The 25,477-nt window shown below is 61.1% G+C and carries 17 protein-coding genes and 4 pseudogenes; 15 read left to right on the top strand and 6 right to left on the bottom strand.

The window, feature by feature from the left end:
- From BSU04_RS41215 to BSU04_RS41200, 4 genes and pseudogenes are all read left to right on the top strand, one after another.
- Positions 1-249 (top strand): transposase (locus BSU04_RS41215; protein WP_144021508.1); only part of this gene is annotated, 249 nt, incomplete at its 5' end.
- A gap of 104 nt (positions 250-353) precedes the next feature.
- A pseudogene (locus BSU04_RS41210) lies at positions 354-1,403 on the top strand (glycosyltransferase family 9 protein); the annotation flags it as partial.
- A gap of 176 nt (positions 1,404-1,579) precedes the next feature.
- Entirely contained in the window at positions 1,580-2,242 is a 663-nt protein-coding gene (locus BSU04_RS41205; protein ID WP_089165939.1) for a glutathione S-transferase family protein, read from the top strand.
- A 207-nt stretch (positions 2,243-2,449) separates the two neighbouring features.
- Positions 2,450-3,853, top strand: coding sequence for a methyl-accepting chemotaxis protein (locus BSU04_RS41200; RefSeq protein ID WP_089165938.1), 1,404 nt, complete (start codon positions 2,450-2,452; stop codon positions 3,851-3,853).
- Positions 3,854-4,038: 185 nt separating this feature from the next.
- Here the strand turns inward: BSU04_RS41200 and BSU04_RS41195 are convergent, their stop codons facing one another.
- The 5 genes and pseudogenes from BSU04_RS41195 to BSU04_RS41180 all read right to left on the bottom strand — a co-directional run bounded on the left by BSU04_RS41195 (position 4,039) and on the right by BSU04_RS41180 (position 7,739).
- A complete protein-coding gene (locus tag BSU04_RS41195) occupies positions 4,039-4,284 on the bottom strand; it encodes a DUF4148 domain-containing protein (RefSeq protein WP_089165937.1) in 246 nt (81 codons plus the stop codon).
- Between the two features lie 260 nt (positions 4,285-4,544).
- Positions 4,545-4,838, bottom strand: a pseudogene (locus BSU04_RS49225) (energy transducer TonB); the annotation flags it as partial.
- Between the two features lie 882 nt (positions 4,839-5,720).
- A pseudogene (locus tag BSU04_RS49220) lies at positions 5,721-6,122 on the bottom strand (TonB family protein); the annotation flags it as partial.
- A 100-nt stretch (positions 6,123-6,222) separates the two neighbouring features.
- On the bottom strand, positions 6,223-6,897 hold the full coding sequence (locus BSU04_RS41185; protein WP_089165935.1) for an HAD family hydrolase: 675 nt from the start codon (positions 6,895-6,897) through the stop codon (positions 6,223-6,225).
- A gap of 110 nt (positions 6,898-7,007) precedes the next feature.
- Positions 7,008-7,739, bottom strand: a complete 732-nt coding sequence (locus BSU04_RS41180) for an IclR family transcriptional regulator (protein ID WP_089165934.1) — start codon at positions 7,737-7,739, stop codon at positions 7,008-7,010.
- A 172-nt stretch (positions 7,740-7,911) separates the two neighbouring features.
- Between BSU04_RS41180 and BSU04_RS41175 the strand changes: the two genes are divergently transcribed.
- The 10 genes and pseudogenes from BSU04_RS41175 (at position 7,912) to BSU04_RS41130 (ending at position 21,815) form a co-directional block, all read left to right on the top strand.
- A complete protein-coding gene (locus tag BSU04_RS41175; protein ID WP_089165933.1) occupies positions 7,912-8,805 on the top strand; it encodes an aldo/keto reductase in 894 nt (297 codons plus the stop codon).
- A complete protein-coding gene (locus BSU04_RS41170; RefSeq protein WP_089165932.1) occupies positions 8,802-10,208 on the top strand; it encodes an aminotransferase in 1,407 nt (468 codons plus the stop codon). The genes BSU04_RS41175 and BSU04_RS41170 overlap by 4 nt, the downstream gene beginning before the upstream one ends.
- A 285-nt stretch (positions 10,209-10,493) precedes the next feature.
- Positions 10,494-11,828: an NAD(P)/FAD-dependent oxidoreductase gene (locus BSU04_RS41165; RefSeq protein WP_089165931.1), complete on the top strand. Its 1,335-nt coding sequence runs from the start codon at positions 10,494-10,496 to the stop codon at positions 11,826-11,828.
- Between the two features lie 74 nt (positions 11,829-11,902).
- Positions 11,903-13,942, top strand: coding sequence for a hydantoinase/oxoprolinase family protein (locus BSU04_RS41160; protein ID WP_089165930.1), 2,040 nt, complete (start codon positions 11,903-11,905; stop codon positions 13,940-13,942).
- 23 nt (positions 13,943-13,965) lie between these two features.
- Positions 13,966-16,005 carry a hydantoinase B/oxoprolinase family protein gene (locus tag BSU04_RS41155; RefSeq protein WP_089165929.1) on the top strand — a complete coding sequence of 680 codons (2,040 nt, stop codon included), beginning with the start codon at positions 13,966-13,968 and terminating at the stop codon, positions 16,003-16,005.
- Positions 16,006-16,269: 264 nt separating this feature from the next.
- Complete coding sequence (locus BSU04_RS41150) at positions 16,270-17,802, top strand: ABC transporter substrate-binding protein (protein WP_089165962.1); 1,533 nt, start codon at positions 16,270-16,272, stop codon at positions 17,800-17,802.
- Between the two features lie 89 nt (positions 17,803-17,891).
- Positions 17,892-19,168, top strand: a pseudogene (locus BSU04_RS41145) (NAD(P)/FAD-dependent oxidoreductase).
- Between the two features lie 132 nt (positions 19,169-19,300).
- Positions 19,301-20,479: a 2-methylaconitate cis-trans isomerase PrpF gene (prpF, locus tag BSU04_RS41140; protein WP_089165928.1), complete on the top strand. Its 1,179-nt coding sequence runs from the start codon at positions 19,301-19,303 to the stop codon at positions 20,477-20,479.
- A gap of 124 nt (positions 20,480-20,603) precedes the next feature.
- Positions 20,604-20,978 carry a cupin domain-containing protein gene (locus tag BSU04_RS41135; RefSeq protein ID WP_256983860.1) on the top strand — a complete coding sequence of 125 codons (375 nt, stop codon included), beginning with the start codon at positions 20,604-20,606 and terminating at the stop codon, positions 20,976-20,978.
- 186 nt (positions 20,979-21,164) lie between these two features.
- Entirely contained in the window at positions 21,165-21,815 is a 651-nt protein-coding gene (locus BSU04_RS41130; RefSeq protein WP_089165927.1) for a GNAT family N-acetyltransferase, read from the top strand.
- Between the two features lie 86 nt (positions 21,816-21,901).
- Here the strand turns inward: BSU04_RS41130 and BSU04_RS41125 are convergent, their stop codons facing one another.
- Positions 21,902-22,798 (bottom strand): fructose bisphosphate aldolase, encoded by an 897-nt coding sequence (locus BSU04_RS41125; protein ID WP_089165926.1) that lies wholly within the window; start codon positions 22,796-22,798, stop codon positions 21,902-21,904.
- An 871-nt stretch (positions 22,799-23,669) separates the two neighbouring features.
- Here BSU04_RS41125 and fliD point away from each other — a divergent pair.
- Positions 23,670-25,259, top strand: a complete 1,590-nt coding sequence (fliD, locus tag BSU04_RS41115; RefSeq protein WP_089165925.1) for a flagellar filament capping protein FliD — start codon at positions 23,670-23,672, stop codon at positions 25,257-25,259.
- Positions 25,260-25,477: the final 218 nt, after the last annotated feature.

Here is a 25,477-nt window from a genome sequence, read left to right as displayed (position 1 = left end):
CCGGGACCGTTGCCCGACACGGCCACCCCGATGCAAAGCATGGCGCATCGCCTGAAGACAAAGGCCGGGCGTGCCCTGTATGCCTTGCGCAAGCAGACGGTCGAACCCGTCTTCGGCATCATCAAGTCGGTGATGGGCTTTCGGCAGTTCTCTTTGCGCGGTCTGAAAAAGGTCAATGGCGAATGGAGTCTGGTTTGCCTGGCCTGGAATGTGAAGCGCATGGCCAAATTACATCAAGAATTTGGATAACTAAGGAAATAACGGGGAAACCCGTCAAAATTTCACCTCTCCTGCTGTTTTTTAAGCACGTCGACCATTGGGTGGCACTTTTCCTGTTCAACTCCGACACGCTGCTAGGCAATCTGACCGATGCAGAGGCGGCTTTCCGGCGAGCACTCGCGATCCGCGCCGACTATCACGATGCGAAAGTCAGTCTAGCAACGCTGCTGCTCTGCATGGGCGAATTCGAGGAGGGATGGCGGCTTTACGACTCTCGTTATGACCAGCCGGGATTTATTCATCACCAGACCCAGTCCTTGCTGCAATGTCCGCGGTGGCGAGGCGAAGCGCTTGCGGGCAAGTCGTTGCTGGTGTGGCAGGAAGATGGTCTTGGCGACATGGTTCAGTTCGGCCGCTACTTTCCTCGGCTCAAGGTACAAGGCGCGGTCCATATCGCATTTGCCTGTGCGCCTGCGCTGCATCGGCTATTCGCGGCTGTAGAGGGCGTCGATGCGGTCCTCGACCACGAGGCCGCGCTGGCCCGGGCGTCCGAGTACGATTATTGGACGAGCCCGATGAGCATGCCGCTGCATCTGCGCACGACCACGGACACCATTCCCGATCCCATTCGCCTGACGGCCGACCCGTTGCTCGTCGAACACTGGCGCGCGCGGCTGGCGACGCTTCCACCCGGCCGCAAAATCGGCCTGGTCTGGAAAGGCAATCCCAAACATCACAACGATGCCAACCGTTCGATGCCGTCGCTTGCAACGCTTGCGCCGCTCTGGAGCGTGCCCGGGGTCAGCTTCGTGAGCCTGCAAAAAGGACAGGGGGAAGAAGAGGGGCAGTCACCGCCCGCAGGTCTTGCGCTCCTGCACCTCGGAACAGAGCTGACCGATTTCGCCGATACCGCCGCCATCATCGGCGAGCTCGATCTGGTGATCTGCGTGGACACCTCCGCGGCACACATTGCTGCGTCGCTGGGCAAGCCGTGCTGGGTGTTGCTGCCGCGAGAAGACATCGACTGGCGCTGGATGCGCGAGCGTGAAGATTCACCGTGGTATCCGCAGACGCTGCGCCTGTTCCGGCAAGCGGCCGATGAGAGTTGGTCCACGGCTGTCGAGCGTGTGCGGCTGGCGTGTATGGCGACGTTCGCGAGTCCGGGTCATTCGCCGCCAGGATGAAGCGAACCCTTGCAGTGCGCTCGTTTGCTTCGCACCATGCCCTGCTTCCAAAATAGTTTTGTAAAGAAAACCGCTTGCGACAGCAGAGATTTTAAAATGCGTCAAAGCGGATGTCGATTTTCGGCAGCCTCGTTCGTCGTCAGAGAAACCAGCCTTTCTCAACCCGAGGTGATCCAATGACATTAAAGCTCTACGCTCATCCGTTCTCGTCCTACTGCCAGAAGGTTCTGGTCGCGCTGTACGAGAATGGCACGCCGTTCGAATGGCGCGCGCTGTCGCATGAAAACCCGCAAGTGATGGAGGAACTGACAGCGCTCTGGCCTATGAAGCGCTTTCCCGTGCTCGTGGATGCCGGGCGCACCGTGGTCGAGGCGAGCATTATCATCGAGCATCTGGGGCTATATCATCCGGGCCCCGTGCCGCTGCTGCCTGACGATCCCCGCAGCGCAATGGAAGTGCGCAGCATGGATCGTTTCTTCGACAACTACATCTCCACTCCACAGCAGAAGATCGTGGGCGACAGCTTGCGGCCGCAAACGGAACGGGACCCGCGAGGCGTGGCCGACGCCCGCGCGATGCTCGAGACCGCTTACGGCTGGCTCGACGGCGTCATGGCCGAGCGCAAGTGGGCCGTGGGCGACCACTTCAGCCTGGCCGATTGCGGCGCTGCGCCGTTCCTGTTTTATGCGGACTGGACGCATCGCATTGACGCGTCGTTCCCACACGTGATTGCGTACCGGAAGCGACTGCTGGCACGTCCGTCGTTCGCGCGCGCGGTTGACGAGGCGCGGCCGTTTCGGCCGTTTTTTCCGTTGGGAGCGCCTGTCGACCGCGATTGAAGCGGGCGGGCTGCACGAGGCCGGGCGAGCCGAGCCGTCGCCCTTACTCCGGGCAAACCCGATGTATCGCGTCAGTCGCCTTGCACCCCCTTTAGTTTTTCCTGCAATCGGACGTTATACGGGACGACGTCACGCGGAATTCGATGACCCGGCATGTCGAGATGCAACCGGTGAATTCCACGCAAATTAAAACACCGGGGGCAAGGGATGACGGGTTTCGGATTCGGGCAACGTGGGCGCACGCTGGCGGCGGTCGGCAAGATCGCCGAACATGCGGGCAAGCTGGGCATTGAGATTTGCGATGTATCGGGGCACGTCGAGGAAGTGGCGGCCCGCGCTGCGCGTCAGGCGGATTTGTGCCACGGCTTGCAGCGTTCCGCCATGTCGACCATGGAGGGCAACCAGCGGATTGCCGCGGCGGCGCGTCAGATGCGCATCGTGGCAGATCAGGCCGCGTCCGACGTCGGCCAGTCCCAGGAGACGGTCAGGGTGTCACTGGCAGACATCCATAGTCTGGTGGACAGCGTCTCGGTGATGGCGGCTGAGATCGAGACCTTGCGAGCGTCATTGAGCGACGTCAGCAAGATCTCCGAAGAAATTTCGATCATCGCGCGCCAGACTAATCTACTGGCCTTGAACGCCGCAATAGAAGCGGCCCGCGCGGGCGAGTTCGGCAAGAGCTTTGCCGTGGTCGCCGCTGAAGTGAAGGCGTTGTCCGCCAAGACCGCGCAGGCCACGTCGGAGATCGGGACAACACTTACCAGGCTGTCGGGGCAGGCCGACCTGCTGATGGCCGAAGGTTCCGCCAGCGCGATACGCGCACAGCGAGTCAAAGAGGGCACGCATGCGATCGGCGAGGTTGTGTCGGCGACGGGGAAAGCGATCACCGAGTTGAGTGTTGAAGCAGAGCAAATTGCTTCGCAAACCGAAGCGATCGATCAGCAATGCAGCGGGCTTGCGTCTCAGGTCTCCGAGATGGTCGGAGGCGTCGAGCAGTCAAGCGGCAGCTTCACGAAGGCGCGCGATCAGTTGAGCAAGCTGTTGGGCGTGTCCGAAACCTTGATCGAGCTGACGGCGGAAGCGGGGATAGAGACACCCGACACGCGGTTTATAGATGCAGTCATGAATGCCGCGCAGAAGATCGGCCGGGCTTTCGAGCATGCCATTTCGCGCGGCGAGATCTCGGCTGCGGACCTTTTCGATCATGCATATAACCCGATTGCCGGTACCAATCCCGAGCAGTTCACGACCCGCTATATCCAGATTGCCGATCGCATCCTGCCGGAGATCCAGGAACCCTTGCTGGCGCTGGATAAACGCGTGGTGTTCTGTGCAGCTGTCGATACCAAGGGCTACTTGCCCACGCACAACAAGAAGTTTTCGCAATCTCAAGGGTCCGATCCTGCCTGGAACGCCGCCCATTCGCGTAACCGGCGCATCTTCAATGACCGCACCGGCCTGGCTTCGGGGTCGCACACCAAGCCGTTCTTGTTGCAGACCTATCGACGCGATATGGGCGCCGGGGAATATGCGCTGATGAAAGATGTGTCCGCGCCGATCATGGTCGCAGGCCGTCATTGGGGCGGATTGCGACTCGCTTATAGCGTCTGATTGGCGATAACGCTTTACTGCGCGCTCTACCACTGCGATCAGGTTTTTCCCATGTCCGCGCGTGGAAGTCGCACGTGCGGACATCTCCATGTCGGCACCCTTACCTTCACTGCAACGACCGTCCGGTCGTCCCGGTTCGGGGAGGCTGGCACGGGTCTTCACGCGCGAGAGCCGTACTTTTATGCTTAGCCATGCGAATAAAGCGTGGCGTCCAGATACGCAAGCTGGCCATCCTTCTGCGCGTGGACGAGTTCTTGATAGACCTGTGCACGTGTCTTCGGTGCGACTGCCTGTCCATACGGCGCAACCCATTGGCCGGCGGCCTGGATTGCCGTCTGGCCTGTCTGCGTCGACGGGGCGCTCTGTGCCGCGAATGCGGAGCCGGTGGCCAACAATCCTGCGAAGGCGAGTGCGATCATTGAGGTCTTCATGGTGTTCTCCTGGAACGAGGGTTGGCGAGTACCGGACCTGCGACGAACCGTCGTTGTTGTCCGGTTCATGCAGATTAATGACTCAGCCCTATCCCGAAGGCGGCGTATTCATGAAGTTTTATTTAGGACGGTTCGACGAATGACGAGACGTCAGCGACGTATTGCCGGTGCAGATCTCCTGACCTAGTGAAAAAGCTCATGACGTAGCGCAGAAGATGAACGACCGGCATCAAAACGACAGTCGTTCATCGCCGCCAGGACTAACCGCCCGCCGGCCGCAAAGTGATAGAGAACGCGGGTGGCGCGCGCCCGTCGGTATCGAGCGGCATCGGATCAGACCGCTGGATTGCCCGCAAAGCCGCCATATCCCAGGTTGCGTTACCGCTGCTACGGGAAATGGCCGCGGAGAGCAAGGTCCCGGTCGGCGCGCATCGCACGCTGATGACCGTCTCCAGATCAAGTGTCGGACCTGCCCACACAATGTTGGGTCGTATGCGTCGTTGAACCTGGGTCGCATAGTCGCCCCCAGGCGCCGCGCCGGGCGAGCCGGCGCCTGGCATGAACGGCTGCGCCATCGACGCCAAGCGTGTCTTCGCATCGATGCTGGCAGCAACAATCGACCAGTCGCGAAGGGGCTGCGGCATTGCGAGCAGTGCACGGTTATAGACGCGAGCGTTGCGGCACCAGACTTCGGCGGTGACGCCTGTCGGATCGACCACCGCTGCGGCGACATCGCGTGTGCCCTGGGCGTCGTTCTTCAACAGGTCCTGCAAGGAGTGCACGAGCGCCAACTGCCCCTGCGCACGCTGTTCTTGAGTCACTTGAGCGAGCGGGGTTTGCAATGCCGATTGTTTTAGCATCGCGAACGTGACCCCAAAGTACGCGTCGACATCGGCATCGGACATGGTCGCGATCGACATGTAGCGAGACATCACCAGCGGCACGCTCTTGATACCGCCGCAATCGGGCGGCGCGTTGTCGAATGCCTTCGATGCGAGTTCGGCCAGCTTGCTGCGTTCCTCGGGCGAGAGCCGCAGCATGCCTTCGGTGAAGAATTCCGTGCGCAACAGAGGGCTGAGCGCAAGCAGACTGGCATGGTTCGGCCCGTTCCCAAGGAAGCGGCTGACGTCGGGATCCGTGCGCATGCGCTCGCTCCAACGCTTGATCGTGGCAGCCTTGGGCGAGTCGGGAGCAATGCCGAGCTTTTGCAGGCTGGCGGCCTGGATTGCTTCGACCAGCGACAAGCTTCCCGTTGATGAAGCGGGAAGCGGCGGGCTGGCCGTCGATACAGACGGTACCGCCTGTGCCGGCATAACCGGGATGACGCTCGCCTGTTGGGACCGGTAAAGCGCCGCCGCGGCCGATGATGGATTGATAGCTGCCGCAGCGTCACTCCGGCCCGGTGGCAAAGCATGAACCGCGGGCTCGAAGTTGAAGGTCGTGTGCTGCACGACCCGGTGCGCTACGCCATCGACGACATAAGGGGCACACGTGCCCTTCGCAATCGCTTCGCGGGCCGCGCTGTCGAGTTCCTGGTTGCCGCTGCTCTTGTCGACAATGACAAGGTCGATTCGACCCGCCGTATTGACCACGTATGTGATCCGGACACTGCCGCGTACGCCCATTTGCCGTTGCAGTGCCGTGTATTTCGGGCGCCCCAGGCGACAGGGCACGCCACCTGGTGGACTGAGCGCGTCGGCAAATGCCGATGGATCGGGTTGGTTGTCCGCATGAGGGTTGTCCGGCCTGACCGGTGCGCACGATGCGAGCAGTAGAAGAAGTACCCCGGTGAATCCAAACAGTACGAAGCTGTCTATTTTATTGGCCAACGCTTTCATTTTAATTTTTTGGTCGCGGGTTGCAGGTCTTTGGACTGCAATCTAGCACAGCCGCGACGGCCGCTAAAGTGATTCGTCTGCAAGGCCTAAAGCCTAAGGCCTAAGGTCTTGCTGCAACTTCATCGAGATGGAAGAGCAAGTCAGCCGGATCTTCGTACACGCGCAGTGCGCCTGCCCGTTCCAATTCATCCATTCCGTACCCACCCGACAGCAGCCCTACGCCCAGCGAGCGGCAGCGCCGCGCGGCGAGCATGTCCCAGATGCTGTCGCCCACCACGACGGTATGCTCGATCGACACGCCCAGACGCGATGCCGCTGCAATGAAGAGGTCAGGGTCAGGCTTGGCATACTTCACGTCGTCGCGCGTGACCACCACGGTCTTCGCCGGGTCGACCCCGAGCGCTTCCAGATTCACAGCTGCCGTTTCCATCCGGCCGCTGGTGGCAATAGCCCAGCGGGTGCCTGCTTCGGTGAGCGCGGCGAGCAACTCGCGTGCGCCGGGCAGCGGGCAAACCTGTGCACGCAGCCGCTGATAAGCGTGCGCATGAGTGCGGCGCAACCGCTCCACGCGTTCCGGACTGATCTCCCCGTGTGTTTCGCGCAGCAACTGGTTCGTGAAGAGACCCCCGCTCATGCCGATCTTGCGATGAATGCGCCATACCGACAGCTCGATACCCTCTGCATCGAGCGCTTCTTTCCATGCCAGAACATGCTGGTACACGCTGTCGACCAGCGTTCCGTCGAGGTCGAACAGGAATGACGTTTCGATTCGCATGATGGGATCCTTTGACAGTAGGTTCAGGCAACTGCATGAGCGTGGTGACAGCGTACGCCTGAATGTTGTCACTGATGTGGCTTACGCGTCGCGCCTCGTCGATAGCGGCCCTAAACGCTGATAGCCGCCGCTGCCTTTGCAACGGCTTGTCCCCATTCCTTCAGGCGCTTGGGTTCGTAGCGGGATTCGGGCATGGAGATGCAGATGCTGCCGACCGGGCCGCCGTCCGAATCGGTGATAGCCGCACCAATAGCGCACACCGCGCGTCGATACTGCGACAGGTTGATCGAATATCCGCGCTTACGGATGCGTTCGAGTTCAAGCCGTATCTCAGCCGGGTCGCACGGCGTGTTGTCGCTGAATTTCGGCAGGTCGCGGCCCAGGATTTCTTCCACTTCGGCCTCGCTCATGTACGCGAGCACGGCAAGGCCCGTTGCCGTCGCATGAAACGGGCTGAGGTCGCCGATAGGACTGAAGGTGCGCACCGTCTGCGTGCAATCCGCACGGTCGATGAGCACCATCGACTTGGTGCCGTCCGGGATCGACAGATGAACGGTCTCGTTGGTCAACTCCCGTAGTTCGCGCATCGGCTCGCGCGCGGCGGCATATAGCGCGCCGCCGCGAAGCGCGGCAGGGCGCACGCCGAGGATCCGCGCACCCACTTCCCAGCGCGTCAGGTCGCCGCCGGTCTGGCGCAACCAGCCGGCTTCGAGAAAGGTCATCAACACGCGCTGAACGCTGGATTTCGGCATGTCCAGCAAACGCGCCAGCACGCCCACGCTGACCGGCTGGTTCTGCGATACCGCTTCCAGTATCTCCAGGCTCTTCAACAAACTGTTCATGCACTTCTCCCGTGATTTGCCGCCGCAGGAAAGCGCGCGTTCATCCTTGTGCCCGCTTCGTTCGCTTGCAACGCAAAAAAGCGCGTGTTACTTTGCGCTTGTTAAATATGGAACACCGTGCCGTATTATGGCACGGAAATAAAAATCTCGGAATCCCGAAGACACTCTCGCGATGACATTTTCTCTTCATACGCCTGCGCCTTTGCCGGTAGTAGCGGCTAACGGCGCGCTGATTCCCCGGTTGGGTCTGGGCACATGGCAATCCACCCATGATGAAGGCGTCCGTGCGGTGCGCGCGGCTCTCGACGCCGGGTATCGTCATATCGACACCGCCGCCCGCTACGAAAACGAGCAGGCAGTGGGCCAGGCACTCGCCGCCTGCGGCGTGCCGCGCAACGACGTGTTCGTCACCACCAAAGTCTGGCATACCGAGTTGCGCGCTGCCGACTTCCGCCGCGCGGCAGAAGCGAGCGTCGCGCGGTTAGGGCTCGATCACGTTGACCTGCTGCTCGTGCACTGGCCCAACCCCGAGGTGCCGTTGGAAGAGACGATCGGTGCACTCAACGACGCGCAACGCCGCGGCCTGACGCGTCATATCGGCGTATCGAATTTTCCGGTGGCGCTGCTTGATCGCGCAGTGGCGCTCTCGCCGTCGCCGCTGGTCGCGAACCAGTGCGAATACCATCCGTATCTCGACCAGACCAGGCTGCTCGCGGCCTGTGCGCGGCATGGCATGGCCCTGGTCTCCCACTCGCCGCTTGGCAGCGGCAAGCTGCTTGCGGATCCGGTGATCGCGGACATTGCTCTTCAGCATCACAGGCAACCCGCGCAGATCATCTTGCGCTGGCTGATCCAGCAGCCCGGGGTCGCGGCAATTCCGAAGTCGTCGAATCCCGAGCGTATAGGCGAAAACCTCGCGGTATTCGATTTCGAACTCGATACCGCGTCGATGGCGCGCATCGGCGCGCTCACTCGTGCCGATGGCCGCGTGAGCAAACCTGCGTGGCATCCCGAGTGGGACACCTCGGACACTTTGTACAACCCCTCACTCGCAGCGCAGCCATGAACTCGACCTCTGCCTCGCTAAGCGATGCGATCCTTGCAACAGACCGGCGCCACTTCATGCATCCCGGCACGCATGCGTCCGATCATGCATCCGGCGAACTGGAAGGGCGCCTGATCAGGCGTGCGTCAGGAATACGAATAGAGGATCACGCGGGCCGTTCCTATATTGATGCGTTCGCCGGGCTGTATTGCGTGAACATTGGTTATGGACGCGAGGAGATGGCCGAGGTGATAGCAACCCAGAGCCGCAAGCTGTCGTTCTATCACACGTATGCAGGCTTCTCGAACGACCCCGCGGTCGAACTGTCGCAACGGTTGATCCATGACTGGTCACCGCCGGGAATGAAGAAGGTGTTCTATGGCATGTCCGGCTCGGACGCCAACGAGACACAGATCAAGCTGGTCTGGTACTACAACAATGTGCGGGGGCGTCCGCGCAAGAAGAAGATCATCGCGAGGCATCGCAGCTATCACGGTTCGGGCATTGCGACCGGCAGCCTCACGGGACAAGCGAAGTTTCACGCTGCCTTCGACTTGCCCATGCCGCAAGTGCTGCATACGGCGTGTCCTGACTTCTACCGCGATGCCCGGCCGGGTGAAAGTGAAAGCGCGTTCGTGGCGAGTTGCGTCGAACAGCTTGAACGGTTGATAGAAAGCGAAGGGGCGGACACGATCGCGGCATTCTTTGGCGAACCGGTCATGGGCTCTGGCGGCATCTTGCCGCCGCCGACCGGCTATTGGCCAGCTATCCAGGCCGTGCTGAAGCGGCACGACATCTTGTTCGTCGCCGATGAAGTCGTCTGCGGTTTCGGGCGCCTTGGTTCGCGCAACGGTTCCGAGCATTACGGTATCGAACCGGATCTGATCTCGGTCGCGAAGGGACTCACGAGCGGGTATTTGCCGTTGTCCGGCGTGATTGTCGGCGAGCGGGTATGGGACGTGATTGAACGCGGCTCGCGGGAGCAAGGCGCAATGAGCCACGGCTGGACTTACTCGGGTCATCCGGTGTGCGCGGCCGCGGCGTTGACGAACCTCGACATCCTCGAACGTGAGCAACTGACGCGCAACGCCTCCGACGTCGGCGCTTATATGCAGCAAAGTCTGCACGCCGCATTCGATGATCACCCGCTCGTCGGTAATGTACGAGGGGAGGGGATGCTGGCGGCTCTTGAGCTAATGGCCGACAAGACCGAACGCACGCCGTTTTCGCCTTCTCTCAAGGTCAGCAACCGGGTCGCGCAGGCAGCGCTTGCGCGTGGCCTGATCGTTCGCCCGCTTGGCATTAGCGACATTGTCGGATTTGCGCCGCCTCTGGTCGCCACGCGAGCGGATATCGACGAAATTATTGGCATTACGAGGCAGGCGCTGCATGCGGCGAGCGAGGATCTGTCCGTGTCCGGTTGACGCATCACTTCCCGTAACAACACCCTGAAGCGACAGGTTTCAGTGTGTCGTAGTCCTATCATCCACCGCCGTCGATCCTCGCGACGGCGGCGCTTCGCGCTGGTTTGCCGATCACTCGCCGCGTAAAGCACAACCCCCCAACCCCGTTTTGTGACCGCTTGCACGCGATAAATGTGCGTGATACTTTGCACTTCAATAATTTTATGGAACGCCGTGCCGTAATGTGGCACGGAAAAGTTCAGACCCGAGTTCAGACCCGAGTTCGGACCCACCAAGGACCTCACTGTGTCGACCCGTAGCCAAGTGTTTTCCTCCGACTTCACCGATACCCCGTACTGGTGGAAAGACTGGCGCCCTCACGACGACCTGATGGCCGAGGTACCGCGCGACGTCGACGTGGCGATCGTCGGCGCGGGTTATGCGGGGCTGTCGTGCGCGCTCGAATTCGCGAAGCATGGTCTGAGCGTGGCCGTGCTCGAAGCCGATGTGCCCGGCATCGGTGCGAGCACGCTGAGTGGCGGACAAGTGTCCGGAGCCGTGAACGTGGGCAAGGCGCCCTCGGGCAAGAAGCTGGACAACGCCGTATCCGAACTACGCCAGCAAGCGCTCCTGCGTGAAGCTGCGGCTTCCTACGGCGTGTTCGAAAGCATCCTCAGGGACAACGCAATCGAATGCGCTTATGTGAAGGCCGGGCGCATCAACGCAATGTGGACCGACGCGCACCTGGCCGCGTGGAAAAAGCGCATCGTGAATCTCAACGCGTACGCGTCGGCGGGCGCACGAATCCTCTCGCGCGACGAACTGCGCGACGAACTGGCGAGCGACATTTACGCCGGCGGCGTCTTGCTCGAGCGCGCGGGACAAGTGCACCCGTCAATGATGTTCGCCGGGTTGCTCGCCGCGGCTCGAGGCGCGGGTGTCACGGTGTGCAGCAAGGCCCCGGTCAAGAGCGTTACGCGCTCAGGGGCGGGGTATCGCGTAGAGACCGCGCGGGGAGCGCTCGCGAGCCGGCACGTGGTGATCTGCACCAACGGTTATACGGGCGAATCGATGCCGCACCTGAAACGCCGTGTGGTGCCGGTCGTGTCGCATCAGATCGCGACTGAAGAGCTTCCTGCCGACCTGCAGGCGTCTCTGATACCGAAGCGCCGTGGTATCTCGGAGACGCGCCGCGTGGTCAATTACTACCGCTATTCGCCCGACGGCAAGCGCCTCCTGTTCGGTGGCCGCGCGCGCTTTTATAGCCTCGACCGGCGCCAGTCGGGTGCGGTCCTGCACGCACAAATGGTGGAGCGCTTTCCACAGATGGCTGACGTAAAGGTAGCGCATAGCTGGGGCGGCACGGTGGCGCTCACACTCGACTTCCTGCCGCACCTGGGCCGCACCGCCGAGGGCATCCACTACGCGCTTGGCTGCAATGGCAGCGGCGTCGTGATGATGACCTACCTCGGCTACAAGGTTGCACGTTTGATCATCGAAGGACAATCGCCCGAGAGCAGCGCCTATGGCTCGCCGATGCTCACACACCCGCTTTATCGCGGCAAGCCATGGTTCATGCCGGCGCTGGGGAGCTATTACCAGATCCGCGATGTCATCGACAAACGCAGGCAGCACGCCTGAGCGCCACGCTCTTAACCGGGACCTTCCATGATGGCAATAGCGTCTCATCATTTTCGACAGGCAAGGACAATGCAATGGGTTTGAGAATCGGAGTGGATATTGGCGGGTCGTTCACCGACTTTGCGGTGCTCGACGAAGCGACGCGAACAATAAGAACCTTGAAGGTGTTTTCGCGGCCGGACAGTCCGGGAAGCGAAGTGCTCGCCGGAATGGAAGGCCTGCGGGAGCGCTACGGCATCGAGCCGCGAGAGGTGGTCTATTTCACTCACGGCACGACCGTCGGCGTGAACGCGGTAGTGCAACGCAAGGGGCTGAAGCTCGGTCTTGTCACTACGCGCAACTTCGAAGACGTGCTGGACATTGCGCGACTAAAAATTCCGGACATGTACCACTTGATGTCCAGCCGTCCCGCGCCTCTCATTCCACGCGACCGGGTGTTCGGCGTGGTGGGCCGGCTGACGGCGGAGGGTGACGAGGAAACACCGGTCGATGAGACCAGCGTGCTCGACGCTGTGCTGGGAATGCAGGCGGCTGGGTGCGAGGGCGTGGTGGTGTCGTTGCTGCATTCGTATCGCAACCCGTCGCATGAGCTGCAGGTGAAGGCGATCATCCAGCGTGCAATGCCGGGTATGTTCGTTTCGTGCTCGCATGAAGTCTGGCCGATCATCCGTGAGTATGAACGCACTGTCACGGCGACCATCGGTGGTTACGTGCAACCGCGCGTGTCGAATTACCTCACGAAGTTGCAGGCGGCTTTGGGGGAAAGCGGGATTGGCGCGGACCTCAAGGTTACCAAATCGAATGGTGGCGTGATGAGCGCCGAGAACGGCAAGCAGAACTGCGTGCAGATGATCCTGTCCGGCACCGCGTCAGGTGTGATCGGCGCGGCGTATCTCGCGAAGCTCTGCCAGGTGAAGGACTGCATGAGTCTCGACATCGGCGGGACGACAGCAGACATTGCGTTGATCGTGGACGGCAAGCCGCAGTACGCGACGGGCGAATATATCGGCGAATTCCAGATCCATATTCCGTCGGTCTCTGTCTCGTCGATCGGCGACGGTGGCGGCTCCATCGCCTGGGTTGACGAGTTCGGCGTGCTCAAGGTCGGACCGGAAAGCGCGGGGTCGAATCCGGGCCCGGTTTGCTACGGTCGCGGCGGCACGCGCCCGACTATCACCGACGCATTCGCCGCCATCGGCGTGCTCGGCAGCGCGGCGCTCGGCTATAACGCGGTAAAGGTGGATGTCGACGCGTCGCTGCGCGCGATCGAACCGCTTGCGCAGAGACTTGGACTTGACGTGTACAAGACGGCTGCCGCGATTATCGAGGTATCCATCTCCGGCATGTATGCAGGCGTGAGCCGTTTGAGCTCGCGCTTCGGTATCGACCCGCGGACCTTCTCGCTGATGCCTTTCGGCGGCGCGGGACCAATGCTCGGCTGCTTCCTGGCCCGCGCGCTGAACGTTCGGAACCTGCTAGTCCCGACTACCCCCGGTGTGCTTAGCGCGCTCGGTGGTTTGATCGCAGACACGAAAAACGACTTTGTTCGCACGACATATTACCCGCTCGACCGCGCGTCCCTCGATAGGCTTGGCCATGACCTCACGCTGCTGGAAGCGGATGCGCGCGCCTGGGTGATCCGCGAGACCGGTACGGACGCAACGGCTGAACTTGTTGTCTCGGCGGATATGCGCTATCGCGGGCAGTCGTTCGAGATCGATACGCCACTCACCGCCGCCGCTATCGCCAACGGTGATATTGAAGGGATCGCGCAAGCGTTCCATCGCGAGCACGAACGGTTGTTTGGCCACAGTGACGAAACGTCCGCCATTCAGGTAGTCGCGCTCAGGCTGGTCATCACCGCGCCCACCCCCAAGCCTGAGTTGCCAAAGATCGCGGCGGGCGAGGGTACGCCAAAAGCTGAGTCTGAAATTGATGCCTACCTCGACGGCGCTTGGCGTCGCGTGCCGCTTTACCGACGCACAGCACTGCTGGCTGGGCATCGATTCACCGGCCCGGCGATCGTTGCACAAGACGACACCACCACCTGCGTGCTGCCGGGCTTCAACGCCCGCGTAGACGACTACGGCAATCTTTTTCTCGAAGCCGTTTGAATAGCTGACCTTGGAAACGCAACATGACATTCGATAAATCCGTCCTCCAGATTTTCGCGAACTACTGCGTCGCGGCGGCGGAAAGCATGGCCTATACGCTCGTGCGTACCGCGCATTCCGCGTTCGTGAAGGAAACGGAAGACTTCTCCTGCACGTTGATGAACACCCGTGGTCTCACGTTCGCCTCGCCGAAGACGCTGGGCGCCACGTGGTATCCGGGTCTCGACTTCGGTGCCGTGATCGACATGATCGACCACTACGAACCAGGCGATATCTGCATGACCAACGACGCGTACAGCGGCTACGTTGCAACCCATACGCCCGACGTGATGATGTGGAAGCCGGTATTTTTCAATGGCGAGATTGTCTGCTATGTCGGCGGACATATTCATAACACCGACATGGGCGGCGCGGTACCGGCGTCGCTGTCGCGTACGCTGACCGAGATCTACCAGGAAGGCATCCGCTTCGCGCCGACCAAGATTGTTCGCGCCGGTGTGCTGGACGAGGTCCTGCTCGAACACATGGCGATCAACGTGCGCGCGCCCGACCAGAATCGCGGCGACCTGAAGGCACAAATTGCGATGTTGATGACCGGCGAGCGCCGGGTGCTGGAGATCATCGAGCGCTTCGGAATCGAGCGATTCCGCGCCGGAATGGACGCGCTGCTTGAGTACTCGGAAGAGCAGGCGCGCACGATCGTGAGGAGCATGCCGGACGGCGAATATTTCTTCGCTGAATATGCCGACGAAGATTCGGTCAACGGCAGACCGCTGCGTGTTGCGTTGACCCTGACTGTTGCGGACGGTTCACTCGTCTTCGATTTCACCGGCAGCGATCCGCAACTGAATTCGTCGCTGAACATGCCCACGGGCGGCAAGGAGCGCCACGTCCTCGCGCTCGTGGGTCTCAACTACGTCTTGTACTCGCTTAATCCCGATCTTCTGCTCAACGCAGGCATGCTGAAAGTGGCGCGCTGCATCCTGCCTGAAGGCACGATCATGAATTGCGTTGCGCCCGCGGCGGTCGGGATGCGCAGCCTGACCGCGAAGGTCGCGCAGTACGTGACCTTCGGCGCCTTCTCGATGGTGTGCCCGGAGCGCTTGCCGGCGTGTCCCGCTGGGGGTATGTCGATTCTCAACGTCAAGACCGTGGACCGCCGGGGTCGCGCGGTGATCGCTTCCATCGGTCCTGTGGGCGGTGGCGCGGGCGGCATGATCTCGGGCGACGGGTCGGATGCGTCCGGCGCGAACGTGGCGTTCCTTCGCAATACGCCGGTCGAGATCAACGAAGCCGAAGTGCCGATCCGCATCACCAAGTATGGCGTCGTGCCTGGTAGCGCGGGCGTGGGCAAGTACCGGGGCGGCTTGGGAACCGTGATGGAGTTCAGGGTGTTTTCGCCGGGCACGCTGGTCACCGCACGTAATCGCGACCGTTCGCGCTTCGCGTCCTGGGGCGTGCTTGGGGGCAAGGCGGGCGCCGTCTCGCGCTTTACCCGCAATCCGGGCCGCGAGGACGAGGAGGACCTGGGCGTGACCGACCTCGTGATGTGCGGTCCCGGCGATGTCATCCGCCTCGAAGGCTGCGGCGGTGGCGGCTACGGCCATCCTCACGAGCGCGACGCGCAGAAGGTGGCGGAGGACGTGCGGCGCGGTTATCTTCGGGTGGATCAGGCGCGTGACTTGTACGGCGTCGTGCTGGTCGGCGGAGCGATTGACGGCGCAATCGATGCAACGCAGACGGCTCGACTGCGCGAAGAGGCGAAGAGGGCAATGGACCAAACCGCGGACCGGAAGGTGGCCACTCACTTCGACTATGGCGAGGCGCGCAACGCCTATGAGGCGAAGTGGACACGCGAACGTTACGACGTATTGACCGGCATCCTGGCTCGCGCGCCGGTGGCGTGGCGTCACTTCCTCAAGCACAAGATATTCGACGCCCTCGATGCGAGGGAAGCGGCCGGCACGCTGACCGCCGGCGCCGGAATTATTGACGAACTGTATGCCGGCGTGTTGCGGCGATACCCCCAATTGCTCGACGTGGAGCAGGCCGCCGTTGCCTGAAACATGGATGAAAACGCGGACGTTTTCATCGGCTGGCTGACGGCCATGCAAAGCACCGCGTTAGCAATGCAATAACAGGCGAATTATGCTGTTTCGCGGTTTTTGTCGGCGTTTCACGCGGATTCTGCAAGCATACGATGCTGCTGAAGAGACGCGATAAACCTTGCCCACATCGCCTCCTGAACGTTCTTTCAGATCCCTTACCCACCCGGAGTCATTCAAGTGAAAGATGATACTAAAAGCGGTGGCGTAAGCCGTCGCGACATGATGCGCGTGTTGGCCGGCACCGGCATGATGGCGGTTGCCGGCGGCGGCCTGCTGTCGGTATCGGCGTCCGCGCTGGCCGCCGATACCCCCAAGAAAGGCGGCAGTATCCGGGTGGCATACGACGCGGGTTCGGTTTCGGACACGCTCGACCCCGCCCTGGGTTCGACGGGTAGCGACTACATCCGGTTCTTCATGTTTTATAGCGGCCTGACGCAGTTCGACGAGAGCCTGACGCCGCAAATGAATATAGCGGAGTCCGTATCAACTTCCGACGCAAAGACGTGGATCATCAAGCTTCGCCAGGGCGTGACGTTCCACGACGGCCAAGCGCTCACGCCAGCTGACGTAGCTTATTCACTGTCGCGTCATAAGAACCCGCAGACGGCATCGAAGGTGAAGACCCTCGCCGATCAGTTCACCGATATCAAGGCGAGCGGTCCGAACGAAGTGACCATGGTGCTCGATGTGCCGAACGCCGACTTGCCGGCGATCCTTGCCACGCCGCAACTCGTGATCGTCAAGGACGGCACGACGAACTTCGGCTCGGCGATCGGAACCGGACCGTACAAGCTCAAGAGTTTCAAGCCGGGTGTCAGCACGGTAGGCGTGCGCGATGACAACTACTGGAAAGCCGGACAACCTTACCTGGACCAGATCGAACTGGTGAGCATCAGCGACAACGCGGCCCGCGTGAATGCGCTGCTCGCAGGCGACGTGCACCTGATCAACTCCGTCGATCCGCGCTCGACACAGCGTATTGCGGCGACCCCGGGTTATGCTGTCAAGGAAACCAAATCCGGTCTTTACACCGACCTGATCATGCGTCGCGACAACACGCTCACGGGCAATCCCAACTTCGTGATGGGCATGAAGAACCTGTTCGACCGCGAGCAGATCCGCACGGCCGTGTTCCGGGGCTTCGCTGTGACCGGCAACGACCAGCCGATCCCGCCGGGCCATCGCTACTTCAACGCATCGTTGCCGCAGCGCAAGTTCGATCTCGACAAGGCCAAGTTCTACATGCAGAAGGCTGGTGCGGTGGGCCCGGCTTTGCCGCCGATCTACGCCACGACCGACGCGAACGGTTCTATCGAAATGGCCGAACTGATGCAGCAGACGGCCGCAAAGATTGGTGTGAACCTTGTTGTCAACCGGGTTCCCGGCGATGGTTACTGGTCGAACCACTGGATGAAACATCCGCTTGGTTTCGGCAGCATCAACCCGCGTCCCAGCGCAGACGTATTGTTCACGCAGTTCTTCAAGTCAGACTCGCCCTGGAACGAGTCAGGCTGGAAGGACCCTCGCTTTGACCAGTTGCTGCTGAGCGCGCGTGCTGAAACCGACGAAGCCAAGCGCAAGGCGATGTACGGCGAAATGCAGGTGCTGGTGGCGGATCAGGGTGGCATCGGCATTCCGTCGTTCATCAGCCTGCTGGACGCCAATGACAAGCGGTTGAAGGGGCTGGGCTCGATCCCGACCGGTTCGATGATGGGCTTCTCGTTTGCCGAGCATGTCTGGTGGACTGCTTGACCAAGCACGTTACGGAATGGGTTAAAAGCGGCTATCGTGGCGCGTGAGGCAGAAGCACGCTCGTTGCGCCACATTCAACTAAGAAATCAATGAAGCTTGATTCGTATTGGCTGGATACGGCTCCCGTATTCACTGGAGGTGCACAGGGTCCCGTGGAAGGCCGCGCCGATGTTGTCGTGATCGGCGGCGGATTCACGGGCTTGTCGGCGGCGCTCGAACTTGCCACGCGCGGTGTGTCGGTCACCGTGCTGGAAGCAGGGCGGATAGCGAGCGAGGCGTCCGGGCGCAACGGCGGCCAGTGCAACACCGGCGTCGCGCAGGACTTCGCTTCGCTTGCCGCGCGCGTCGGGCTTGAACAGGCCCGGGGCTTCTATCGCGCGTATGAAAGTGCGGTGGCGAGCGTGGAGTCGATCGTGTCCCGTCATCAGATCGATTGCGACTTTGTCCGCACGGGGAAGCTCAAGCTGGCCGCCAAGCCCAAGCACTTCGAGAAACTGGCGCGTACCTACGAGGTGTTGCGTCGCGAAGTCGATCCGGAAGTGGAGTTGATTCCGGCTGATCGTATGCGCAGTGAAATCGGCTCGGATAGTTTTCACGGCGGCCTGCTGCAGCGCAACGGCGTGCAGATGCACATGGGCAAGTTCGGGGTCGGGCTGGCACAGGCTGCCACACGGCACGGCGCGCGCATCTTCGAGGGCGCCGCGGTGAAGCAACTGAAACGTATCGATGGCGAACGCTACGAGCTTACGTCGGCGCGTGGCGTCATCACGGCAGACCGGGTGCTGGTGGCAACGGGTGCATCGCGTGTGGGGCCGTTGCAGTGGTTCCAGCGGCGCATGGCGCCGGTGGGCAGTTTCATCGTGGTGACGGAGCCGCTTTCCACGCAGCAACTCGACGCGTTTTTCCCTCGCAGGCGCAGCTATGTAACGTCGCTAAACATAGGCAATTATTTTCGGGTGACGCCTGATAACCGCCTGCTGTGGGGTGGTCGCGCGCGCTTCGCGATGTCCAATCCTCATTCCGATGAAAAGAGCGGCAACGTGCTACGCAAGGGACTTGCCAAGTACTTTCCGGAGCTGGCCAACACGAGGATCGACTACTGCTGGGGTGGTCTCATCGACATCACCGTGGACCGGCTTCCCCGTGCGGGGCGGCACGAAGGGCTCTACTATTCGATGGGCTACAGCGGCCACGGCGTGCAGATGTCGACGCATATGGGACGCATGATGGCTGACATGATGTCGGGTTCCGAACAGGTAACCCGTGGCGCTCGCTGCCCTGGCCCTCGGTGCCCGGACATGCCGGCCGCGCGTGGACGCTGCCTTTGGTCGGCGCGTATTATCGGCTCCAGGATATTTTGTTCTGAGGGGTCTGGGTGTCCTGATTGAATCGTGCGCGCATGGCACGCGTGTGAGGCGAACGTGATAGTCTTTTTGACCTGAACCATCCGACCCGCGCCCGACCCCGCAGCACGCGAGCTCAACGTCAGGAGACCAAGATGCAAACAAAGATTCCGGCAATCTATATGCGCGGAGGCACAAGCAAGGGTGTCTTTTTTCGTACGGATTCACTCCCGTGCGACCCGGCACTCCGCGACCGCATCCTGCTGCGCGTAATCGGCAGTCCCGATCCCTATGGCCAGCAGATCGACGGCATGGGCGCCGCTACGTCGAGCACCAGCAAGGTCGTACTCGTGGGTCCGTCTTCCAGGGATGACTGCGACGTCGACTACTGGTTCGGGCAGGTGGCGATCGACAAGCCTGTCGTCGACTGGTCCGGCAACTGTGGGAACCTGACCTCCGCGGTTGGTCCGTTCGCGATCGCGCAGGGTCTGGTCGATGCGCCGCGCGACGGTACTGCCACCGTGCGTATCTGGCAGGCAAACATCAATGCAAGAATCATCGCGCATGTGCCGATGCAAGATGGCGCGGTGCTCGAAGAAGGTGATTTCGAACTCGATGGCGTGACCTTCCCCGCGGCGGAAATCAGGATCGAGTTCCTGGACCCGAGCGGCGAGAGCGGTGACAATGACGCCGGCGGCGGCATGTTCCCCACGGGAAATCCGCTCGACACACTCGACGTACCCGGTGTCGGCGCCATCGAACTCACGATGATCAACGCCGGCAATCCCGCCATTTTCATCGACGCCGCGACACTCGGGCTGAAGGGCAACGAACTGCAGCGGGACATCAATGGCAACGCGGATTTGCTAAGCAAGGCCGAGGCAATCCGCGCGTATGCGGCTGTTCGAATGGGACTTGCACGGACTGCGGATGAAGCATCGACACTTCGGCCCCACACGCCGAAACTTGCGTTCGTGGCTGCCCCATCTGCCTATGTGGCATCCAGCGGCAAGCCGGTCGATCCGGCGACGCTCGATATCAACGCACGCATTTTCTCCATGGGCAAGTTGCACCACGCCATGACCGGTACCGGCGCGGTCGCGATCGCGGTTGCCGGCGTGATTCCCGGCACGGTCGTGCATCGGCTTCTGGCAAACAAGACGACCGGGCAGATCCGTTTCGGCCATCCGTCGGGCGTATTGGCGGTGGGTGCAGAGGCCGAGCAGCGCGACGGTACGTGGGTCGTCACCAAGGCGATCATGAGCCGGACGGCGCGTCGGCTCATGGAAGGGAGCGTCTTCATCCCTTCTTCTCTTGATCCCGATGGAAACTGAGGCGTTGACGCCTTGTGAATTTGCCTCACGTCGCGGTGAAAATTTCTCTCTTTGCGCGCGGGCTCTGGGTGTATAGGCTTGTGACTAGCGGCTGACCATAGGCCAATACGAGCCATCTTCAGCCGTGGCCCATACGCTTCGCCGCATGGATCCGGAGGGGACGATGTTGGACGCCAAATTGATAAACCTGAGCGCGGTGGCAGAGCAGACTAAAGCGGGATACTTCAATCAGGTGCTGACCAAGGTGAACGATCATGCGGTTCACCTTAGCGTGATGGACGCGCCATTTTTCTGGCATTTCCATCCCGACTCGGACGAAGTCTTCATCGTTATCGAGGGCGTCTTGCTTGTCGAGCTGGAAACGGCGCGATATGAGTTAAAGGAAGGCGAGATGTTGACCGTACCGGCCGGGGTCAGGCATCGGACCAGCCCTTTGACTCCGCGATCAGTGAATCTCACTGTCGAAAAAATAAACGCTGAGAGCGTACGCGTTTCCTGAGCGCCCGCGTGAAACGATGCTCATCGTTTAAACGAAGCCCTGCGTCATCGCAAATAAAAATTACGTAAAACCCTAAGCGGCCTGCGTATATATGCCGTAAAAACACCAAATATTTACGGCATTTTTTCTTGTTATCAACCGACGAGGAATCCTACACTTCTGGCAAATGATGAGACCGGGGGTGTCATGTCGAAGCAACGCACAGCAACGAAGAATCACACGCGTATCAGCTACGTTCATCGTGGCGTAGGCAGCGTAGTACTGAGGCGCTTTGACTCAGCGTGCGATTCGTTCGATGAGTTGACCCAGATGCTGCACCGGTCATTTGCGCGGCTTGGCGGGATGGGGCTCAATTGCACGTGCGTTGACCAGTCAGCGCTTGTTACCCGGGCGCGTGCCATGGGCGGCGACTGTTATGTCGCGGTATGCAACGGACGGCTGGTCGGAACAATGACGCTTTATACCCAGGATACCGAGTCGGTATGTGCGCTTTATCGGCGGGATGATATTGCGAGCGTTCGCCAAATCGGCGTCGATCCTGCCTATCAGAGCAGGGGGATCGGGAAGTCGTTATTGGCCTATGCGGATCACTGGGCCGCCATCCGCGGTTACGCCGAGCTTGCACTGGATACACCGCAACCCGCTGCACATTTGATTGCTTTCTACCGGGGCCAGGGCTTCCGCATCGACGACTTCGTGAGGTTCGCGGGCAAGCAATATGACAGCGCGATTCTGAGCAAACCGCCAGTCGCTTTCCGCCACCTTGCCACATGGTCACGCCGTCTTGAACTGCCGCAAGCGAGTGTTGCTCACGCGAGTGTTGCTTACGCGGCATAACAGAAAGGCCGCACTCATGCCTGAAGTGCGGCCCGTATCAAACCCTGTGTCGAAAGCTGCTTTGAAGCTTCTTTGAAGCTTAATAATCAGACCTTTTCAACCGAAGCCTGATAAATCTCATCGACAGACGTTGCCAGCGTTGCGTCGAACTCGCTGTCGCTCATCGACTTCTTGAGCTCGTTGATCAGCGCCCGGGAGAAGCTGGCGATCATGCCGTGATTCTTCGCGAGGCGATTGCACGCGTCGGTCCGCGCGTAGCCGCCCGAGAGCGCCACCACCCGTACGACGGCCGGGTGCTCGATCAGCGGACGATAGAGATCCACCACGTCCGGGATAGTCAGCTTGATCATGACCTTGCTGCCATTGGGCAGGGCCTCGAGACCCTTGAGCAACTCAGCCAGGAGGATGGTTTCCGCTGCCGCCTTGTCCGGGCTGTTGATCGACACCTCGGGTTCCAGGATTGGCACCAGACCGTGCGCCTGGATTTGCGCCGCGACTTCGAACTGTTGCCGGGCGATGGCCGCGATCCCTTCCTGCGAAGCATGGTCGATAACCGAGCGCATCTTGGTACCGAATACGCCCAGCTTGACCGCCCGCTCGAGCAGCGCGTCCAGCCCGGGGATCGGTTTCATCAGACGCACGCCGTCCGCTTCGGCCTCGAGCCCCTTGTCCACTTTCAGAAAGGGAACCACGCCCCGGTCTTCCCACAGGAAGGCGGGGACGGACTTTCCTTCTGCCTGTCCGTCCATGGTGGCTTCGAAGAGAATGGCGCCGATAACCTTGTCGCCTGTGAAAGCGGGTGCGGTCATGATGCGTACCCGCATCTCGTGCATCAGCTTGAACATCTCGGCGTCGCCGCTGTAGTCGCTCTCCGGAATTCCATACGCCTTCAGTGCGCCAGGGGTGGATCCGCCACTTTGGTCGAGGGCGGCGATAAACCCCGGTTTGTCACTCATTTGCGCCAGCATTTTGTCATTAGCCACGTACGTTTCTCCCTCTTAACTATCAAACCCCGGACCAAGGACCTCTGGTCTGGACCATTGCTTTCAATGTAATAAGTGTACTGGATTGGCGGATAAGCTTCGAAAACAAACAAACAGAGGTAGCCGGTTTTACTTGGCTGGCTTTGGCCGCACCGCTTCTGATGGCACGCTCATTCGTCCCTGCTCGCCCGCCGGACTGCGCTACAGGCGGGTCGCGAGGCGGTCCTCCAAGACGCAAGAACGGTGCCTCGATAGAAAAAGCAACTGATCGTTGCTGCCGCGAAGGCTTCCAGTCTGCCGCGCGGGAACGCTTGCGATCGGCAGGTTCACCCTCGAAAAAAGTTGCCGCCATAGGTACAAGTTGAACGAGATCGTACCGGCGAAAACCCAAGGCTTGGTCCGCAAAAGCCGGGCGCACCCGCAGTCGCGCTCAAGCATCCGCGAAAAATACTGAAATAAAAATCAAAAAATGCCGACGGGTCGCGAGAGAAGAACGACCTTGTCCGCGCCTTGCGGGATATTTCTGAGGGTTCTTTCACATCACAGATGGGTAGGGCCTTCCGCGGCTGCGGCCCGCATGTCGCGCGGGCACCGGTGACCTCGAACCGGCCGCACACACGCGTGGAAATCTTTTTAAAGATTTGGAAAGGACCTGCGGGAGGCGTGTGTTGCTCGCCGTTTCACCCTTGGCGGAAGTGCGCAACCATGACTGCGCGAATAGAGCATGTACAGCTGACAATGCACAGCCCGGGAGATGCGCGGCTGCCGCATCGCATCGCCTATCGTTTCCCCGAGGCTCCCCTGAGGCTTGCCTTCAGCGGGCTGATTTTCATCCAGGCTCAACAGCAAACCTGACGTACGGAGCATTTTAATGTCGACGATTTCCAGCGCGTCCAGCGCTTCAAGCGTGCCCGCCTCGGCCACCGTGACCTCGGCCAACGCCATCTCGAGCGCGGCCGACACGACGGCTGCGGCCGCCTCGGCCAGGGCGTCCGCCGCGCAGTCGGTCATCAGCGGCTCGACGGGCAACGCGTCGCTGGATGTCTCGTCGCTGGTCACGAGCCTCGTCAACGCGAAGGTGGCGGGCCAGACCGGCTCGCTGATCGCACAGCAGAGAAACGACAACACCAAGCTCTCGGCAATCGGCGCTTTGCAGGCCGGGTTGTCGGCGTTGCAGGCGGGCATTGCGCCGCTGTCGAACGGGACCGCCCTTGGGCAGTTCACCGTAACCGCGGATGGCACGGGGCTGACGGCGAGCGGCAGCAGCAGCGCGGCGACGGGCCGCTATTCCGTCGCGGTGACGCAAATTGCCAGCGCGCAGACGCTCTCGTCGGCCGCGTTCGGCGCAACGACTGCATTGGGCACCGGCACGATGAACGTCTCGGTTGGAGACAAGTCGATGAGCGTCGACATCACGCCGGCGAACAACACCGTGAGCGGCATTGCGAGCGCGATCAACTCGTCGTCGAGTAATCCCGGTCTCTCGGCAACGGTCGTGACCGGCACCGACGGGGCCCACCTGATCTTGCGTTCGTCGGCCACGGGTGCATCGAATACGATCAATGTTTCCGTAGGCACGGTGACCGCCGATGCCGGCCTGTCCAGTCTCGGCATGACATCGACGGCCGGCGCCAGCGCTGCAGACCCGTCGAGCATTACATCGGTGTCCGCCATGAGCCCGTGGACGCAGACCGAATCCGCCAAAGACGCGATGTTTACCATTGACGGCACGGCGGGCACCAGTTCAAGCGACACGGTGACCACTGCGATCCAGGGTGTCACGCTGAACCTGACCGCGGCGGCCATTGGCGTACCTGCCGGCACGCCGCAGACGCTGACCGTGGCACAGGACACCACGTCTGCGTCGAGCGCCATCGACAACTTCGTCAACCTCTATAACGCCCTGGTCACCACCTACGGCCAGGTTGCCGGTTTCGACAGTTCGAAAGCGAAGGGCGCGCAAGGCGGCCCGCTGCTCGGCAACGCGATGTTCAATACGATCAAGAGCACGCTCGCAAGTATTGTCAGCAGCGGTGTCAAGAACGGCAGTTCCAACATTTCGCTCGGCGCAATCGGCATTACGCTGAACAAGGACGCGACCCTTACAGCCGACGACACGAAGATTACTAACGAGCTGACGAGCAATCCGCAAGGGGTGGCGGCCCTGTTCAATTCGACGACCGGCGTGGCCGCGAAGATGACAAAGAGCCTGAACGGATTCCTGGGAGAGGGCGGCCTGATTGCGAATAACCAGAACCCACTCAACGCGGACCTCAAGAGCATCAGCACGCAGCAAGACACCCTGGCAAGCTACTCGGCCCAGCTCACTCACCAGTACCAGGCGCAGTTCACCGCGCTCAACACGGTCATGGCGACGATGAACAAGAATTCGCAATACCTGACGCAACTGTTCGGCGGCGCCAACAGCGCCGGCGCGCTGGCGAAAGGCAAGGGCGGTTGATCTGCAAGGCAGTGATGACGCGGCGACAAGGCGAGATGCAGCAGTGAAACACTTGAACCAAGCCCGGCGCAGCGTGCGGATGCCGCCCATGCACGCGCTTCGCGAGCCTCACGCAAGGGGGTGGCGCAAGGCCGTGACAGTGTGAAAAATACGCGAGCACTTCTGTGGATTGTCTCTAGAGTATGTCGATACCCCTCGGTGCTGGCCGCCACGTCGGT

The sequence above is a fragment of the Caballeronia sordidicola genome, from assembly GCF_002220365.1.
Taxonomy (GTDB): Bacteria; Pseudomonadota; Gammaproteobacteria; order Burkholderiales; family Burkholderiaceae; genus Caballeronia; species Caballeronia sordidicola_C.
Note: the sequence above shows the minus strand (reverse complement) of the source record. Positions and strands in the feature narration are given on the sequence as shown.

What these genes read in the sequence shown, in the direction of transcription:
- BSU04_RS41205 (WP_089165939.1), top strand. Translation starts at nt 1,580, where the DNA reads ATGACATTAAAGCTCTACGCTCATCCGTTCTCGTCCTACTGCCAGAAG.
- BSU04_RS41200 (WP_089165938.1), top strand. Translation starts at nt 2,450, where the DNA reads ATGACGGGTTTCGGATTCGGGCAACGTGGGCGCACGCTGGCGGCGGTC.
- BSU04_RS41195 (WP_089165937.1), bottom strand. Translation starts at nt 4,284, where the DNA reads ATGAAGACCTCAATGATCGCACTCGCCTTCGCAGGATTGTTGGCCACC.
- BSU04_RS41185 (WP_089165935.1), bottom strand. Translation starts at nt 6,897, where the DNA reads ATGCGAATCGAAACGTCATTCCTGTTCGACCTCGACGGAACGCTGGTC.
- BSU04_RS41180 (WP_089165934.1), bottom strand. Translation starts at nt 7,739, where the DNA reads ATGAACAGTTTGTTGAAGAGCCTGGAGATACTGGAAGCGGTATCGCAG.
- BSU04_RS41175 (WP_089165933.1), top strand. Translation starts at nt 7,912, where the DNA reads ATGACATTTTCTCTTCATACGCCTGCGCCTTTGCCGGTAGTAGCGGCT.
- BSU04_RS41170 (WP_089165932.1), top strand. Translation starts at nt 8,802, where the DNA reads ATGAACTCGACCTCTGCCTCGCTAAGCGATGCGATCCTTGCAACAGAC.
- BSU04_RS41160 (WP_089165930.1), top strand. Translation starts at nt 11,903, where the DNA reads ATGGGTTTGAGAATCGGAGTGGATATTGGCGGGTCGTTCACCGACTTT.
- BSU04_RS41155 (WP_089165929.1), top strand. Translation starts at nt 13,966, where the DNA reads ATGACATTCGATAAATCCGTCCTCCAGATTTTCGCGAACTACTGCGTC.
- BSU04_RS41150 (WP_089165962.1), top strand. Translation starts at nt 16,270, where the DNA reads ATGATGCGCGTGTTGGCCGGCACCGGCATGATGGCGGTTGCCGGCGGC.
- prpF (WP_089165928.1), top strand. Translation starts at nt 19,301, where the DNA reads ATGCAAACAAAGATTCCGGCAATCTATATGCGCGGAGGCACAAGCAAG.
- BSU04_RS41130 (WP_089165927.1), top strand. Translation starts at nt 21,165, where the DNA reads ATGTCGAAGCAACGCACAGCAACGAAGAATCACACGCGTATCAGCTAC.
- fliD (WP_089165925.1), top strand. Translation starts at nt 23,670, where the DNA reads ATGTCGACGATTTCCAGCGCGTCCAGCGCTTCAAGCGTGCCCGCCTCG.